This is a genomic window from Oceanobacillus alkalisoli, assembly GCF_022213125.1.
Taxonomy (GTDB): domain Bacteria; phylum Bacillota; class Bacilli; order Bacillales; family Amphibacillaceae; genus Oceanobacillus; species Oceanobacillus alkalisoli.
The window spans coordinates 53,650-68,984 of the sequence record NZ_JAKNRA010000014.1 but is presented as its reverse complement, the minus strand read 5'-3'; the positions used below and the strand labels follow the sequence as shown (position 1 = coordinate 68,984).

Annotated in this window: 17 protein-coding genes and 1 pseudogene; 8 read left to right on the top strand and 10 right to left on the bottom strand. The window is 40.6% G+C overall.

Annotated features, from left to right (window positions below; genetic code table 11):
- Positions 1–168: 168 nt before the first annotated feature.
- Positions 169–1,247 (top strand): annotated as a pseudogene (gene eutH, locus L3V42_RS15230) (ethanolamine utilization protein EutH).
- 18 nt (positions 1,248–1,265) lie between these two features.
- Here the strand turns inward: eutH and L3V42_RS15225 are convergent.
- The 4 genes from L3V42_RS15225 to L3V42_RS15210 are packed head-to-tail and all read right to left on the bottom strand — an operon-like array spanning position 1,266 to position 3,940.
- Positions 1,266–1,937, bottom strand: coding sequence for a hypothetical protein (locus tag L3V42_RS15225; RefSeq protein ID WP_238472364.1), 672 nt, complete (start codon positions 1,935–1,937; stop codon positions 1,266–1,268).
- Positions 1,934–2,680, bottom strand: a complete 747-nt coding sequence (locus L3V42_RS15220; protein WP_235763405.1) for a hypothetical protein — start codon at positions 2,678–2,680, stop codon at positions 1,934–1,936. The genes L3V42_RS15225 and L3V42_RS15220 overlap by 4 nt, the downstream gene beginning before the upstream one ends.
- Positions 2,667–3,557: an ATP-binding cassette domain-containing protein gene (locus tag L3V42_RS15215; protein ID WP_238472363.1), complete on the bottom strand. Its 891-nt coding sequence runs from the start codon at positions 3,555–3,557 to the stop codon at positions 2,667–2,669. The genes L3V42_RS15220 and L3V42_RS15215 overlap by 14 nt, the downstream gene beginning before the upstream one ends.
- A complete protein-coding gene (locus L3V42_RS15210; RefSeq protein WP_238472362.1) occupies positions 3,554–3,940 on the bottom strand; it encodes a GntR family transcriptional regulator in 387 nt (128 codons plus the stop codon). Before L3V42_RS15210 ends, L3V42_RS15215 begins: the two co-directional genes overlap by 4 nt.
- Before the next feature lie 116 nt (positions 3,941–4,056).
- Between L3V42_RS15210 and L3V42_RS15205 the strand changes: the two genes are divergently transcribed.
- Positions 4,057–4,497, top strand: a complete 441-nt coding sequence (locus tag L3V42_RS15205) for a YaiI/YqxD family protein (protein ID WP_235763408.1) — start codon at positions 4,057–4,059, stop codon at positions 4,495–4,497.
- A 241-nt stretch (positions 4,498–4,738) separates the two neighbouring features.
- Here L3V42_RS15205 and L3V42_RS18560 read toward each other — a convergent pair whose 3' ends face one another.
- The 6 genes from L3V42_RS18560 to L3V42_RS15180 all read right to left on the bottom strand — a co-directional run bounded on the left by L3V42_RS18560 (position 4,739) and on the right by L3V42_RS15180 (position 8,734).
- Positions 4,739–4,954, bottom strand: a complete 216-nt coding sequence (locus L3V42_RS18560; protein ID WP_439651898.1) for a type II toxin-antitoxin system PemK/MazF family toxin — start codon at positions 4,952–4,954, stop codon at positions 4,739–4,741.
- Between the two features lie 60 nt (positions 4,955–5,014).
- Entirely contained in the window at positions 5,015–5,173 is a 159-nt protein-coding gene (locus tag L3V42_RS15200) for a DUF2281 domain-containing protein (RefSeq protein WP_238472361.1), read from the bottom strand.
- Positions 5,174–5,479: 306 nt separating this feature from the next.
- Positions 5,480–6,193, bottom strand: coding sequence for an undecaprenyl pyrophosphate synthase (gene uppS, locus L3V42_RS15195; protein ID WP_235763410.1), 714 nt, complete (start codon positions 6,191–6,193; stop codon positions 5,480–5,482).
- Positions 6,194–6,214: 21 nt separating this feature from the next.
- Positions 6,215–7,669: a DUF4153 domain-containing protein gene (locus L3V42_RS15190; RefSeq protein ID WP_238472360.1), complete on the bottom strand. Its 1,455-nt coding sequence runs from the start codon at positions 7,667–7,669 to the stop codon at positions 6,215–6,217.
- 103 nt (positions 7,670–7,772) lie between these two features.
- Positions 7,773–8,405: an HAAS signaling domain-containing protein gene (locus L3V42_RS15185; protein ID WP_238472359.1), complete on the bottom strand. Its 633-nt coding sequence runs from the start codon at positions 8,403–8,405 to the stop codon at positions 7,773–7,775.
- Positions 8,402–8,734, bottom strand: coding sequence for a PadR family transcriptional regulator (locus L3V42_RS15180; protein WP_235763413.1), 333 nt, complete (start codon positions 8,732–8,734; stop codon positions 8,402–8,404). The genes L3V42_RS15185 and L3V42_RS15180 overlap by 4 nt, the downstream gene beginning before the upstream one ends.
- A gap of 374 nt (positions 8,735–9,108) precedes the next feature.
- On the opposite strand from L3V42_RS15180, the gene L3V42_RS15175 reads away from it, so the two are divergent.
- The 6 genes from L3V42_RS15175 (at position 9,109) to L3V42_RS15150 (ending at position 15,314) form a co-directional block, all read left to right on the top strand.
- Positions 9,109–9,480, top strand: a complete 372-nt coding sequence (locus L3V42_RS15175; RefSeq protein ID WP_238472358.1) for a Fic family protein — start codon at positions 9,109–9,111, stop codon at positions 9,478–9,480.
- A 721-nt stretch (positions 9,481–10,201) separates the two neighbouring features.
- Entirely contained in the window at positions 10,202–11,773 is a 1,572-nt protein-coding gene (locus L3V42_RS15170; RefSeq protein ID WP_238472357.1) for a Vga family ABC-F type ribosomal protection protein, read from the top strand.
- A gap of 77 nt (positions 11,774–11,850) precedes the next feature.
- The gene (locus L3V42_RS15165) at positions 11,851–12,666 is read left to right on the top strand and encodes a glycoside hydrolase domain-containing protein (protein ID WP_235763416.1); all 816 of its coding nucleotides are present in this window, start codon (positions 11,851–11,853) and stop codon (positions 12,664–12,666) included.
- A gap of 601 nt (positions 12,667–13,267) precedes the next feature.
- A complete protein-coding gene (locus tag L3V42_RS15160) occupies positions 13,268–13,993 on the top strand; it encodes an ABC transporter ATP-binding protein (protein ID WP_238472356.1) in 726 nt (241 codons plus the stop codon).
- Positions 13,990–14,760, top strand: a complete 771-nt coding sequence (locus L3V42_RS15155) for an ABC transporter permease (RefSeq protein WP_238472355.1) — start codon at positions 13,990–13,992, stop codon at positions 14,758–14,760. The genes L3V42_RS15160 and L3V42_RS15155 overlap by 4 nt, the downstream gene beginning before the upstream one ends.
- Positions 14,761–14,882: 122 nt before the next feature.
- Positions 14,883–15,314, top strand: coding sequence for a MarR family winged helix-turn-helix transcriptional regulator (locus L3V42_RS15150; RefSeq protein ID WP_235763419.1), 432 nt, complete (start codon positions 14,883–14,885; stop codon positions 15,312–15,314).
- Positions 15,315–15,335 lie beyond the last annotated feature (21 nt).

The following is a 15,335-nucleotide window of genomic DNA, read 5'->3' as shown; positions in this document are numbered from 1 at the left end:
TGTATTTTGGTTGGTGGATTCTGTGATTTTTAGATATGAGAGGATATGAATTCGTCTCAAAGGTGGCATAACCTCATTTACCTTGAATAAATCCGACACTTGCACCACTATCAAACTAGCTCCATAATAAAATTATCAAGCATACATACAGGAAACGGAGAAAGTCAGATGAATGAAATCATAGTTTATATCGTAGTTCTCTTCTTTATTATCGGGGCTATTGATAAAATAATCGGCAACCGCTTTGGGTTTGGTGAGCGCTTCATGGAGGGCCTGATGGCAATGGGCTCACTTGCCGTTGTCATGATCGGGATTATTTCCTTAGCACCGGTCATTGCTAAAGTTTTACTACCAATCGTCTCACCTATTTACGGCTTAATTGGAGCAGACCCGGCAACCTTCGCAAATACAATTCTTGCTATCGATATGGGAGGCTATGCTTTGGCGGAAACGATGGCACGAACTCCAGAAGCTGGATTCTTTGCCTGGGTATTTCTCGGAACATCGATTGGTGTGACCGTCGTATTCAGCCTGCCGGTTGCGCTCGGATTATTCAAAAGAAAGACCGCGAATTTCTAGCACAAGGAATTCTTATTGGAATCGTGACAATCCCTTTCAGCACCTTTATCGGTGGAATCGCAGCAGGGTTCAACTTAGAGATGCTCATCAGAAACTTGATTCCAACCATCATCATATCGCTCTTCATCGTAATCGGCCTCTGGAAAATTCCTGTTCTTATGGTAAGAGGATTCTCCATTTTCGGGAAGTTCATTGAGTTTCTTGCTATGGTAGGACTCGTTGCTATCGTAGTTGAGACGTTAACAGGTTTCGTGGTTATTCCAGGACTTGCGCCACTCGAAGAAGGGATTCAAATTGTCGGGACGATTGCGATTTTCCTTGCTGGAGCTTTTCCAATGGTGCTCTTCATTTCAAAAGCATTTAAGAAACCACTTGAAAAGCTTGGCAGGGCGCTTGGCATCAACCCAACAGCGACAGCAGGATTAATTGCAACAATCGCCCATATTATCCCGATGCTCGCTCTTGTGAAAGATATGGATCCTCGCGGTAAGGTTATTAATATTGCCTTTAGCGTAAGTGCAGCTTTCGTATTCGGGAGCCACCTCGGATTTGTTGCAGGGATTGAGCCGGAACTTGTTTTTCCGCTGATTATTAGTAAACTTTTGGGGGGAATTAGTGCCGTTTTACTTGCGGTATTCATCTTGAACAAGCAGAAAAAAGTCGGCTGAGGGGTAGCCGACTGTTGCTTAATTCAACCAATTCACGTCTAATTCTGACTCATTATTGAATTGAACGTCTGTAGGAAGTGCGATGTACAAAACATTTTCATGATAAAAGACTTCATCAAAGTGCATAAAATGTGATCCACCTTCACGGAATTGGGTGTATGGAAATGGTTCTTTACTTACTTCAGCGTACCGGTAAAGTTTCTTCCCCATCTGATTGACCGTAATTTCACCTGAATCATAATGAATGGTCGTTTCATTCCAATCATCTTTTACAGGCTCGGGTTCGTTATCAGGCTTCACCTCATATAAGGTAATGTCAATCGTCTCCTGCCCTTCTACCCGCTCAATGACAACAGGAAAATAGTAGTCGTCGCTGGAGGTATCATATATCGCTACTTCTTCCCGGTCCGAAAGTTCAAAACTCCATTCTTTACTCTTGTATGGTTCAAACTCTTCTACTGGAATACGACGCTCTGTTAGTTCATGTATAAGGTAGACTCTATTCTCATCAAATTCTGTCTCATCAACAAAATCCTTTGCAGGAATAAGAGAGTAAGCAACCATAGATATGACTAACAGAATAGAATAACCTCCAAGCAGCCAATATCCAAAACGGTCTAATTGCAGCTTTTTCAATAAGAAGGTGAACACGACGATGATACCAAGAAGGATAAAAGGAAATAAGATCATCTTCTAACCTCCGTTCTGCTAGAAATGAATAAAGATATAGCAAATAAAATGACCGTAGAGAGCATCGTTTTCAATACAAAAATGGTGGCGCTCATTTCTTGATAATAAAACTGAAAAATATTCATCATGAAATCTGAATTGGTCTGACTAAAAACAAGCAGTAATCCTAGCAGAATGATCGGCAAAAGCGTTGGCAGTAATCTGTGAAATCTCGTTAAGGTACCAAGAAAATAACCGACAGCACACATGAAAATCAAATGCATAATCATAATAAATATTCCGGTCCATACTTCCTGACCTGATAGTACAAATCCTGGAGTCATGAACAAATATTCACCGCTAAAATAATAAATATACACACGAAGCATGATAGTAGATAATATCGTCAAGATTCCTGCTACGATGCTGATACCGATTAGAAATAGAAAGTTGGATAAATCATTAGTCCGTCCGTTACCTACGAATGGAAATGACTTTTCCCAGTCCTTTTTAGTCGTCATAATGATGGCATGGATAAGTGCCCATATCGACGTAAATAGGATGACATTATAAGCGCTATAACTTTTAGACTCTACTTCTACCTCATTCATCCCGCTGAATCCTTGCATTGGTCCAATAATTGATAAAAACAAAGCAATAACTTGAACAATAACAAGCGAAGTGAACATCCCAACATTCACTTTCAACTTATAATTTAATTGCTTCCCTACAACAGTAGAATGATCCATCTTATTTAAAGACATCATCAATCCCTCCCTTATGCTTAGCAGTCAGGTAAATACATAAATCATTTGGCTGCACCGGACCTGTAGCCATTCCGTGTTGCTTCGCCTTCTGGATAACGGGACTGTTCGATTTCACTACGGCATAAGTGGAATGATCGCCTACTCGCGTTTCATAGATTACCTCTTCACCCGCAAGCAACGGCTCTAAAACTTCCGCTCTCCCCGTGATCCCTTGCGCATATTCCTTCAATTCATCCATCGACTCATGTAAGACGACTTGCCCCTCATCGATTAAAATGATTTCCTCCAGCAGGTCTTCCATTTCTTCTAAATGATGACTTGATAGAAGAATTGTCCTTGGATGGGCCAGATAATCTTTCAACAGAGCCCGGTAAAAATCTTTTCTTACGGAGGCATCCATCCCTGTTGTCGGCTCGTCAAACATTGTCAGCTTGCATCTTGATGCAAGCCCAATAATCATATTGAACGTGCTTTTCTTCCCTTTCGATAAATAATCATGCTTCGCTCTCGGGTGAAAAGAAAAATACTCAAAGAGACGCTCCGCAAGAACCGCATCCCAATTCGGATAAAAGCGTGCTGCTTCTTTTAAAATATCCTTTAGTGTCAACGTATGGCTGAACTGCATTTGGTCATCTACATAAATTGCATTCACGGATACGTTTAAATTTTGGAATGGCCGCTCGGCAAATACGTTAACCTCACCCGACGTTTCGTGCCAATACCCTGCAAGGATCTTCATGAGCGTTGTTTTCCCCGCTCCATTTCTTCCGATTAATCCGGTTATTTTATCCCCTTCCAATGTGAAACTTAATTGGTTCAATGCATTTCTTCCAATCATTCGTTTCGTTAGATTTTTGCATTCAATCACTTTCATGCCCCGTCCCCCTTATGTTCTTCGATTGCATGATGCAGCATCGTAATTAATTCCTCGTCACTGACATGTAGTCGTCCTGCCTCCAGTGCCACTTCCTCTAAAAGCCCTTTCAATTTTTCATTCTTTCTTTTATCAATGATGATTGCTTTTGCTTCTTGCGTCACAAACTTTCCAAGTCCACGCTTCCCGTATAAAATATTTTCATCCGTCAAAACGTTCAAGCCTTTTGCCGCTGTGGCCGGATTGATCGTAAACATTTCCGCCAGCTGATATTGGGAGTACACCTTATCATCGGCCTTGAAATTATCATTCAATATTTCTGTTTCCATCCATTCGGCTATTTGAATATAGATTGGCCTGCCACTCGTTGAGTCGATTATCAAGTGCGCACCTCCTCTGATTCAGTGCATTACTCATGTAATGTACTATACAATAATTTTGTATAGAATGCAACTGAACTTTGGTATGCTAGTAGTAGTTAATTGAAGGAGTGTGAAAGATGAATATTTATGTTGATGCAGATGCTTGCCCAGTGAAAGATATTATTATCGATGAAGCAGTTCGAAGGGATTTGAACGTTATTCTCGTAACGAGCATTTCTCATTTTTCCCTGCAGGAAAACCCGCCAGGTGTCGAGACCATTTATGTTGATAATGCTAGGGATGCAGCGGATTACCGGATTATGAAGCTTGCCGAGAAGGGAGACCTTGTCATCACCCAAGATTACGGACTCGCCTCCCTCGCTCTTCCGAAAGGCTGTCAAGTCATGCATCATAAGGGGTTTATGTATACGAATAAGAATATCGATGAACTGCTGCAAACGCGTTACCTGAGTGCTCAAGCGAGGAAGGCCGGACAGCGCACGAAAGGACCGAAAGCCTTCACAAACGAAGACAGGGAGAAATTCCGAGAGCGGTTTATCCGTGTTTTGAAAAAATAAAAATGGACTGTGCACCAGTCCATTTTTAGTCTAATTATTTATTAGATTTAATGAATTTCATAATACGTATTTAATGCTTCACCATCACCATATGTAGTTGAGTTAGTTCGTTCCCAACTACATATGGTGATGGAATAGCCGACTTTGGTAATTATGAAATTCATTCGATTGTTAATTCGCTTTCGGACAACTTCCAGAATCTCGGAATTTACCCGACCGAATTTTTGTTCTCACGATTTGTTTAGATAGTGTATATTTTATCAGTTATAATCTCTGAAGTGACTTTCAGTTCACCCTCTGAGAAATCAATTGTATTAATTGAAACTGAAAACTCATAATTCCTTACTTTTGAAGTGATAGCAACAACAACAATATCATTAGTCATTTCATTATAACTATTATTTGAAATAACTAGTACAGGACGTTGCTTCGAATTAGTTAAATCACTGGAACGGATATTAAAAGAATGTCGCCTTGATTATACATTGTTCCAAACCTCATCATCGATATCATTATCCTAAAAATCTAAACTGCTTTCACTAACCTTTGTTAAATCATCAGATAGTCTCTTTTCTTGCTTAGCTGCTAAATATTCCGCAAAATCTAGAATTTTATCTACTTCTTGATCAGGTATTTTCTCAATGATTTTAAGCAAGCGTTCTCTGGCTGTATTCATGTTAAAGAACACCTCTTCCATGAATCGTTTATTTTATTATTGCGTTAATGCCAATTAACAAAGGGATCACACACTACAACTAGCCTGCTTTTAACTTTGAACAATCTATATATGTTTTATACATTCTTACATGCGCTGTTCTTATTGCTAAGATGAACACCAGTAACCTGAAATAGATTCGCACGACACCCGGGATTAGCGCACGATCATTGTCCAAACTCGCACGCCATCCGGGAATCGCGCACCACACCCGTATAAACTCGCACACCGACCAGGAATCGCGAAAAATCCCCGTATATCTAAGCCTTATTTCGCCTTACGATACATTTCCGTAAAATCATAAACCGCTCTGCGTTCTTGAAATTCGTAAATTGCCGCTTGCATTTCCGCTTCATCAAAATCCGGAAAGTAAATATCCGTGAAATAAAGTTCGGCATGGGCAGCTTGCCATAAAAGGAAATTACTCAGCCGCTGCTCGCCACCGGTGCGGATAACTAAATCAAGCGCTGGCAACCCGCCGGTATAAAGATAGTCTTCGATGGTTTCTTCATCCAGTTCTATATTTTTTTCTTGCATATCACGAATCACGTGCTGCACAGCCTGCACAATCTCGCCCCTCCCACCGTAATTAAAGGCGAAATTAACGATCAACCCGGTATTATTTTTTGTCTGATCCATCGACTGTTGCAATGTTTTTCTCGTTGCCTTTGGCAGCTCATCCATATTTCCAGAGATAGTGATTTTTACATTGCGTCGCATGAATTCAGGAAGCTTTGATTTGAAAAATCGAATCGGCAGCCGCATCAGATAATTGACTTCTTCCTTTGTCCGCGCCCAGTTTTCTGAAGAAAAGGCGTATAAAGTCAATGCTTCAACGCCGAGACCAATACTTGCATCAATCGCTTTTTCCATCGCTTGAACTCCAGCATAATGCCCTTGACTTCTTGTGAGTCCCCGGGATTTTCCCCATCTTCCATTACCATCCATTATAATCCCGACATGTTTCGGTATATCGACCACGACGAGCCACCTCCATTAAGTTTAGAGCCCAAGCTCTTCCAGTAATTCTTTCGCTTCATCCCTTGCAAAGTTAAATGCTTGCCAGGATTCACCTTCTCCGTTTTCAAGCTGTACTTTTTTATCAATCAGTAGACCTTTGAGCCCTGGTATTTCAGGATCTTTTTCATACAACTGTACCAGACCTTTAATACCTTCTGCTCCTAAGTTAGAGAAATAATGAATATCAATTTTCCCTGTTACTTCATATCGTTCCAGGTTATTTTCCACAATCGTTTCTTCCAAATTGACGGCATTCAACAAGCAATAAAAGAGAAATGCGCAAATCAGGTAAAAATGTAAAATTGGCAGATTCTCCAACCAGACACGAATGAGTGTATAAGCGAAGATCACGAGTAAAAATGCCATGAAATAATGGGCAAGCAATCGGTCCATTGTAAAACCATATGCCGCTTCATACAATGTAAGTCGCTGCCATGCTGATACAAGCAGAATGCCACTAGCGAAAATCATGATAGAGTATAGAATTTGCAATAATCGTTTCTGCTTGTCATCCTCAGGCCTCACTCGCTTCATGAATACGAGTAAAATTGTCCAGTTAATCAGTGTAACGAGAATTAATTCAAAGAAACCGCGTCTTGCATAATCGGCATACGTAAAGCCGTCAAGCAAACCTTCATGAAAGAAATATTGAAACTGCAGCGCAATAAACAGCACATACAATGTGTTTAATAACATTAATATCGTAGCCGCAACGATTCCCGGCAACGTTTTTTTATTTGGTGTCTCGGGAATTTCAATCTCGCGCTTTGTCTTTTTCCCAATGACCTGGAAAATACAGAAGAAGAAAATCGCAGCAACAACCGTAAAGGCAAGACGAAATCCAACTTCAACCAGATTTACATTGATGCGGAAAATGAATAAATTTTCGATTTGCTCTTGAAAGACCGCATCCGCAGACATTAGTAACGGAACAATGATGATCAAAATCGGAATTGTAAGCAGTATTCCTAAGAGAATCTGCCTTAGTGTCCTATTTTTCACCCGCCGCCTGCTTCTCGCCATGATTCTTCCAATATAACGTAAGTAGTTCGTCAAATAGCGGAGCGCGTCCGCAAGCTTCCCAGTTACGAGTCTAATAAAGGATAACTTACCCCAGTTCAATTTCGCCGGGCTTGTAATTAAGACGATATGGAAGAATACAACGGCCGGGATTACAAGTAAATTCAGCGGATAAAATATCGTACTGTCAAATAGCAGGAAACTACCCGCAAGCAACCAGATTCCCGCCATGAGCAATAGACCTATTCGCCGGTGTTCGAAGGAAAACTTAAACCGGACAAATAACACCGTGTAAAAGAACGCGATGAAAATAATATAGGATACTTCAATTTCCCCGTATAAGAAGCTGATATTTGCTAGAAAGCCTAGAAATAGACAAGTTAACAAAAACAGCCATTCTCTTTGTTTTGTCCGCATGTTAAACGCTCCTATACATAGAATCCCTATGTATATAGACAAACTATGTACATAGGCATAAATCATTTATACTTCTCGGACTGAACAAATCTATCCAGTCCGACTAAACAGACGCTCTTCTCCCCCAATGGTAACCGAGTAAACTAACCGGATATAATGCCACCGTGCAAAGGATACTGAGCACGATAAAAGATCGATCGAGCAGTGGATCGAACCATTCATAAGGAATCAATCGAAAAACAATCAAATACATAAGCAGCAGATTCGGAATGATCCCGATGAGAAACGTCCGGGTAAGCACCTTTTTTCCCCGTGCTCCTAAGGCTTTGCCGATTTCATAACCAAGCAATCCCCAGAAAAATAGATAGATTAAAATAATAATCGTCGTCGATTCCGTTAAACTTTCCCAAAGGATTTCCAGCCATCTCCAGCCAAGGACATTGTAACCAATCGTAAATAGTACACCACCAGCAAATAATGCAATGTTGAGGAAAACGAATAGTCGCTGCATTTTCTTCGGTGTGACGGATTTTTCTTCTTTCCAAAGTTCTGCTAGCTCTTCCGGGGAACCTAGCCGGGTAACGAGCAGGTTATAAATGTCGGCATCACGTTCTGTTATTTCCGCCAGCATCTCTTCTACATGCAGGCGATATTCTGCAATAATTTCTGCACGGTGCGGATCTTCTTCCAATGCTTTTTTAAGCTCATGGAGAAACCGTTGCGCCTCCTCGTTCATGTTTCATTTCTTCCAATAAGATTATTCATAACCTGAACATACTGTTTCCATTCGGATGTGCGTTCAGCTAGAATATCTTTTCCTTCTTCGGTAATCCGGTAATATTTACGGGCCGGCCCTTTTTCTTGATGCTTCCAGTAATGTTCAACGTAAGCTTGTTTTTCCATTTTATGAAGCGCAGGGTAAAGCGTCCCCTCCTTCATTTGCAATTGATCATCACTTCTTTTTGCCATTTCTTTCACGAGTTCATAGCCATACATATCCCGTTCATCAAGCAATTGCAGCACAAGAATGGACGTACTCCCTTTTACGAGTTCACGATTAAACATATTTTTTCACCTACCTAGAATAATTAGGTACCTTTACTATAAGGGAAATGAATTTGCTTGTAAAGATGTTTTTATATTTTTCTTCAAAACTTGACTTCGCACCCTTAATGAAGCTTTTATCTGGGCTGCTTCGGGAGGACAGACAGGACAAGTGCCATGATGAGAGGATCAAATCTGTTGCTTTCCTATTAAAGTCGAGGGCAATAACGGCAAGTAAAACATGACGCTCCATAACTAGGTGAGTTACTATTCCACTCTTGTTTCAAGACTGTTACGATATACTATAATAAATAGGGGCTGAATAATTTTGTAGCATTGTTTTGAGTTTGATGAATAAAGGCTAAATTGAGGATACTATAAGTGGAGGGGTGTAGATGGAGAATCCTTATTTAATAGTATTGCAAGAAGAGAAAGAAGTGACAAAAGAATATCACCAATTATTAAAACAAGGTACGACAAATGAAGATAGATATGGTATCGGGCTATATAAAGAGATTCCGAATATCGCGGGAGATCAGCAAGTTGCCGAACCTTATGAGGTTCCGGGATTAATGGATACCCTACTAATTAAATATATTGAACTGTCTTATGCTGATTTGCATGCCATTCTCGATTTTCATCATCATTTTGAATTGATACATCCCTTTCAAGATGGTAACGGCAGGTTCTTTTTTAGCTTCGGACTAACTATGTTGAATAAAATCACGAATTCGTTCAATCATCGGCACTACATTCCACTTTTATAAAAAAATGTTATTTCATGTTTTAAGAATGGAGGAACGGGTATAGTACAGTACAAGGCGAACTACTATTGGAATTCCAGCCGAAAGATAACTTGTGTGCCGTAACAAACAACTTATCAAGAAGCGGAATCTAATAGGGATCTGCACAGCCTTGGCGGAAAATTTGCTTTACGACGGAAGGATCAGCCCGTCAGCAACAACATGAGATTCCAATTCTCTTGCATGTTTGAAAAGAATAATTTTTTGTGAAAGTGCAACTGCAACAAACCGCTGTTTGAAGTAAAAACAGCACAAAGTAAATATTAAGAATCAAGACGGGGAACAAAATTCCGTCATCACAGAACGAGGAAACAAAATTTTCCGCGCAAACCGGTCAACACGACGGGGAAAAGCCAGCTTCAAGGGTAGAAGCTGGCTTTTTCTTTGTTTAAACATTACCTCTTTCAATCTTCAATAAATATAGTATAATAAAAGCAACATGAAGCGAAAGGGTGAGCCAAGAGACAATGAAAAACTAATCCTATTTTACAAAGCGAAACAGATGAGATATGTAATGTTCAAGCAGAAGACCTGCTTCTTTCTCATGCATTTTTGTTTCGAAATAGGATTAGAATGGCTGACCATACACGATAATTGGGGATCTTTCATTTTCCCGTGCTTTCTAACTCCTATTTCAAACACGATTATAGGGGCTTTTTTATGCCCGAAAATAGGAGTTGTTTTTATGATTATAAAAGAATTAATGAACATAACGTATGAAATCGGTGATCGGAAACTCTTTGATATCGAGCATTTACAAATACGCGACAAGGAACGGATTGGACTTGTTGGCAGAAATGGATCAGGCAAGACGACCTTGCTCGAAATTATTGCAGGGAAAAGGAACATCCAATCGGCAACGATTTCCGGAGAGACATCTGCTACCCTCCTTCCCCAGCTCAAGCGAACGGACACAGTGAAAAGTGGCGGAGAAATAACCCAGCAGTACATCGATAAAGCTTTAGCACGTAAAACCGAATTACTTTTAGCCGATGAACCGACAACCAATCTCGATACGTCAAGAATCGAAAGGATGGAGCGTACATTCGAACGTCTGCAGGGAGCGGTCATTATCGTATCCCACGACCGTGCTTTTCTTGATGCGACCTGCGAAACCATTTGGGAGATTGCGGACGGGAATGTCGATGTGTACAAAGGGAATTACTCCGACTTCGCACGGCAAAAAGAGCTAAAAATTCAAGAACATGAGAAGGCTTATGAAAATTATGTTCAGAAGAAACAGCAGTTGGAGGATGCGATTGTTCTTAAGGAGAAAAAAGCAGAGCGGGCAACAAAAAAGCCAAAAAGTTTAAGTAGTTCAGAAGCGAGATTAAAAGGTGCAAAACCTTATTTCGCCAAAAAGCAGAAAAAACTGCAGCAAGTAGCGAAATCAATTGAAACACGGATTGAAAAATTGGAAAGGGTCGAGAAAGTAAAAGAGCTGCCGCCAATTAAAATGACAATCCCAAATCAAGAATCACTGCAGGGAAGAACCATCATCCGTGCTGATGCTATCACACAAGCTTTCGGGAAGCGCGTTCTTTGGAATGAGGCGAGTTTTCAGATTAAAGCTGGAGAGAAGATAGCTGTTATTGGAGAAAACGGAAGCGGCAAAACGACTTTAATCAAAAAAGTAATAAATGAAGAATCCGGCCTTTCCATTTCCCCAGCGGTAAAGCTCGGTTATTTCAGTCAGAATCTGGATGGTTTAGATCCACAAAAATCAATCCTAGAGACCGTCATGGAAACAGCTATCCAAGATGAGTCGATCGTACGAACCGTGCTCGCGCGCTTACACTTTTTCCGTGATACTGTTTATAAGCAAATGGGTGTGCTAAGTGGCGGAGAACGGGTTAAAGTCGCACTTGCAAAGTTGATGGTAAGTGATTGCAATACTCTTATTCTAGATGAACCGACGAACTTCCTTGATATTTATGCAATGGAAGAACTCGGGTCCCTGCTCGAGGAATATGAAGGAACAATACTTTTTGTTTCCCATGACCGGATGTTTACAAGTCAAATTGCCGAACGTATTTTGGCGATTGAAAACAAGGAAATAATCGATTTTCACGGGGGTTATGAAGAATTTAAAAACCGTAAGATGAAACCGGAAGTTGATACGAAAGAACAAGAGTTGCTCGTAATTGAGACCAAAATATCAGAAGTTTTAAGTAAGCTAAGTTTGGAACCAAGTGAGACATTGGATAAAGAATTTCAATCTTTGTTAAAAGAGAAACGAAAACTGCTCGGAAAATAAATTCTAAGGGCTTATTCATATAAAGAACCCATACATTCACAATCCCCCTTTCATATACTGCGAAAGGGGGATTGTGAATGAAAAATAATGAAATTTTATTATTTATCGGACTTGCCGCTATCATTGTTGCGATACCATTTCTATTGCTTCTCTTTTCTGACGCAAAATTGACATTTCCCGGGCTTTCAAATGATTTTTTAGATGAGGAAAAGGATACGAATAAAAACGATGATGATAATGAAGGTGAGGATACGCAACAATTTTATTGGGGAGTCGATTCAGCGAGTTATACCGACGAGAATCTCTTCCAATGTGTTATGGAGAACTTTGGCAAGCCAGAGGTCTGGGGACGTTATCTCGAAGACCGGGAAGGAATCTCTTTTGGGCTTGATACAGCTGAGATTGATTATTTGCATCAACATGATATTCGAATCCTCGTGATCTATAATCATGTAAATGATGCGCGCGGATTTGAGAACGGCACAGAACATGCAGAGCAAGCAATACAGTTTGCTGAAAACGCTGGGGTTCCGGAGGGCGTTGCAATCTTTGGTGATATTGAGCCGGACTATCCAGTTGATTACGCTTTTATCAATGGTTGGTATAATACATTAACGAATTCAGAATATGCACCTGGAATTTATGGGGTGTTCAATGAAGGTAGCGAATTAACGCTTGCGTTTGAAGCATTGGATACAAGTATCCAAGAAAATACAATTGTCTGGACCGCTTATCCGCAACATGAAATTACGACACAGGAAAATGCTCCAGCATTCAATCCAGAAGGACCTGCCGCCGCTCCTGTTCTCGGCTGGCAATACGCAATTGAGGCTCAAAGCTGCACCATTGATACAAATCTGTTTTCTCGGGATATGATGGACTATTTGTGGTGAATCGATGTGCAAGGGAATCCGGAAAGAACATTTATGTATTCGTCAGTGCCTTTTGCTAAGCATTATCACCGCTGACTGGCTATGATTGAGCTGCTCATTGCCCGGAGTGGACTTTCTCAATGAAACCGGGTGCTGACAGGGCTACTCTGCTCTCCGTCACGTGATTTTTCAGCGAGAGCGGTAACCGACACAACCGCTCTCTTCCTTTTAATAGGTTTTTTCAGCACGGACAGGCACATTCCACTCCCAATCCTAGACAACCCCACCCAAACCAGGCATTGATACTTCCTTCCCCCTCCTCAACGTCAGAGCAACTGGGACAGCCGTTCTGACCGAGGCTGCTGAAAAAGTACACTAATTTCAAGCGAATGGAAACCGATTCCCAAATTTCATGTAAAATAACCTATGAAAGTGGGGAATAAATACCTGTTTTCACTCGATTTTGGTTATCAAAGTGGGAAAAATAATTTCCATAATATGTTTTTCAGCAGCCTCGTTCTGACCCCATGTCCCGCTTTTCTTCATGTATTCAGGCAATATAGGGTAAACTGATACATAGGCAAGCTGTTTTAATTGAACGAGATAGAAAAGAGGAATACAGATGAATAACGAACAAGCAATTGAATTAAAAAACGTCTCTTACGCTGATGGTCCATTAAAAATAATAAAGAATGTTACAGGTTCATTCCGGAAGGGTAAAATCACTTCTCTCGTCGGCCCGTCCGGTGCTGGGAAAACAACCTTATTCAGACTTTGTAATGGAATCATTTCTCCTACACATGGCAGGATTTTTATCCAAGCAAAACCCATCCAAGTATACGAACCGACCGATTTAAGGAGAAATGTAGGACTAGCTCTGCAAAGCGCAACAATGATTGCAGGGACCGTTTATAAAAATCTACAACTTCCCAGAATACTTGCGGGAGATGCATTGCCGGAGGATGAGGCTGCCGATTTACTTGCAGCAGTAGGCTTGGATAAAGATTTACTGATGCGACATGTCGGTGATCTTTCCGGTGGACAGAAGCAAAAGGTTTCCATTGCCCGGACACTTGTAAACCGTCCGGAAATTTTACTGCTCGATGAAATCACATCATCCCTTGACCGTATCTCGACCCATGATATTGAGAACTTGATTGAAAAGATCAATAGAGAATACAACGTGACGATCATCTGGATTACCCATAATTTAAACCAAGCAATTCAGATCAGTGATGACACATGGGTCATGATGAATGGGCAATTAATCGAATCCGGACCAAGCAGTCTGCTGACCAATCCGAAGAATGTGCAAGTGAAACAATTTGTAAAGGGGGATTTCGCATGAGTTTCCTGACCCTTTCACTAGCTCTCGTTTTTGTCCTCATCCCCTTAATCCTGACAAAGACATTGAATCTTGGCCTTGGAAAAGACACAGTTATCGCGACAGTACGCTCCATTATCCAATTGCTTGCTGTCGGTTATATTTTAACCTTCGTATTTGCAACAGAAAATCTGATCTATATTATTTTAATGGTCATTCTCATGATTACCGCGGCAACCCACAACGCAAGAAAAAAAGGAGCGGCCATTCAAGGAATCACCTGGAAGCTCATTGTGACCTTCGTATTTATCGAAGTGCTGACCCAAGGAATACTGATTGGCTTTAAGATTACTCCTCCAGAAACACAATACATTATCCCAATTAGTGGTATGCTAATCGGAAACTCGATGGTGCTCTCGATTCTTTTTTTAAACCGGTTCACAGCGGAAATCGAAGCGAGAAAAGATGAAACAGAACTTATCCTTTCCTTGGGAGGGACACCGAAGCAAGCCATTCACCATTCGCTCATTACTGCCATCAAAGCGAGCATGATTCCGACAATTGAAAGCCAGAAAACAATCGGACTCGTTCAGCTTCCAGGTATGATGAGCGGGCAAATTATTGCGGGAGCCGATCCAATGCAAGCTGTCCAATTTCAATTGCTCATTCTATTCCTGTTACTAACGACAGCGGCGGTAACGAGTATCATGCTCGGTTTCCTATCTTATCCGACTCTTTTTAATAGCCGGATGCAGCTCATTAAATTACCGGACAACAACAACCCCGCCTAGTCGCGTATCAGGCGGGGTTTTTTTATCTAAGTAGAACGCTTGACAGACTATCCATTAACCTCTATAATTTTAGTTAATTAAATATATCTTAATTCAGTATATATGAAAAGGAGTTAATAGCTATGTGTGAAAATTTATCTTTGAAGTCCTTTGTCGTTTTAATGAAAGCATCGAAGACATTAGAAGAAATGGTAAAAAAAGATATTGCTGACCACGGAATGAAATTATCCGACTTTTCCATTCTGGAAGCACTATACCATAAAGGCAGACAAACAATCAAGCAAATATCTGAAGCGGTACTCATTAATACTGGTTCAATCACATATGTCATCGATAAACTGGAGAAAAATGAGCTACTACGCCGAACAAATTGTAAAGACGACCGTCGTGTCATTTATATTGAAATCACGGATAAGGGAAATGAAGTAATGGATAAGATTTTCCCTAAACATCAAGAGCGAATTGAAGAAGTCTTCGAGGGTGTATCAGAAGAACATAAACAGATTGTGATCGAAACGATTAAAACAGTAGGTAAACGAGCAGAGAAAATTTAATCAATGACTTTTTAAAAATAT

Coding starts and splice junctions, on each gene's coding strand:
- L3V42_RS15185 (WP_238472359.1), bottom strand. CDS start 8,405: ATGAACGAGGAGGCGCAACGGTTTCTCCATGAGCTTAAAAAAGCATTG.
- L3V42_RS15155 (WP_238472355.1), top strand. CDS start 13,990: ATGAGTTTCCTGACCCTTTCACTAGCTCTCGTTTTTGTCCTCATCCCC.
- L3V42_RS15200 (WP_238472361.1), bottom strand. CDS start 5,173: ATGAATACAGCCAGAGAACGCTTGCTTAAAATCATTGAGAAAATACCT.
- L3V42_RS15150 (WP_235763419.1), top strand. CDS start 14,883: ATGTGTGAAAATTTATCTTTGAAGTCCTTTGTCGTTTTAATGAAAGCA.
- L3V42_RS15180 (WP_235763413.1), bottom strand. CDS start 8,734: ATGTTTAATCGTGAACTCGTAAAAGGGAGTACGTCCATTCTTGTGCTG.
- L3V42_RS15165 (WP_235763416.1), top strand. CDS start 11,851: ATGAAAAATAATGAAATTTTATTATTTATCGGACTTGCCGCTATCATT.
- L3V42_RS15160 (WP_238472356.1), top strand. CDS start 13,268: ATGAATAACGAACAAGCAATTGAATTAAAAAACGTCTCTTACGCTGAT.
- L3V42_RS15170 (WP_238472357.1), top strand. CDS start 10,202: ATGATTATAAAAGAATTAATGAACATAACGTATGAAATCGGTGATCGG.
- L3V42_RS15215 (WP_238472363.1), bottom strand. CDS start 3,557: ATGAAAGTGATTGAATGCAAAAATCTAACGAAACGAATGATTGGAAGA.
- L3V42_RS15220 (WP_235763405.1), bottom strand. CDS start 2,680: ATGTCTTTAAATAAGATGGATCATTCTACTGTTGTAGGGAAGCAATTA.
- L3V42_RS15175 (WP_238472358.1), top strand. CDS start 9,109: ATGGAGAATCCTTATTTAATAGTATTGCAAGAAGAGAAAGAAGTGACA.
- L3V42_RS15190 (WP_238472360.1), bottom strand. CDS start 7,669: ATGCGGACAAAACAAAGAGAATGGCTGTTTTTGTTAACTTGTCTATTT.
- L3V42_RS15225 (WP_238472364.1), bottom strand. CDS start 1,937: ATGATCTTATTTCCTTTTATCCTTCTTGGTATCATCGTCGTGTTCACC.
- L3V42_RS15205 (WP_235763408.1), top strand. CDS start 4,057: ATGAATATTTATGTTGATGCAGATGCTTGCCCAGTGAAAGATATTATT.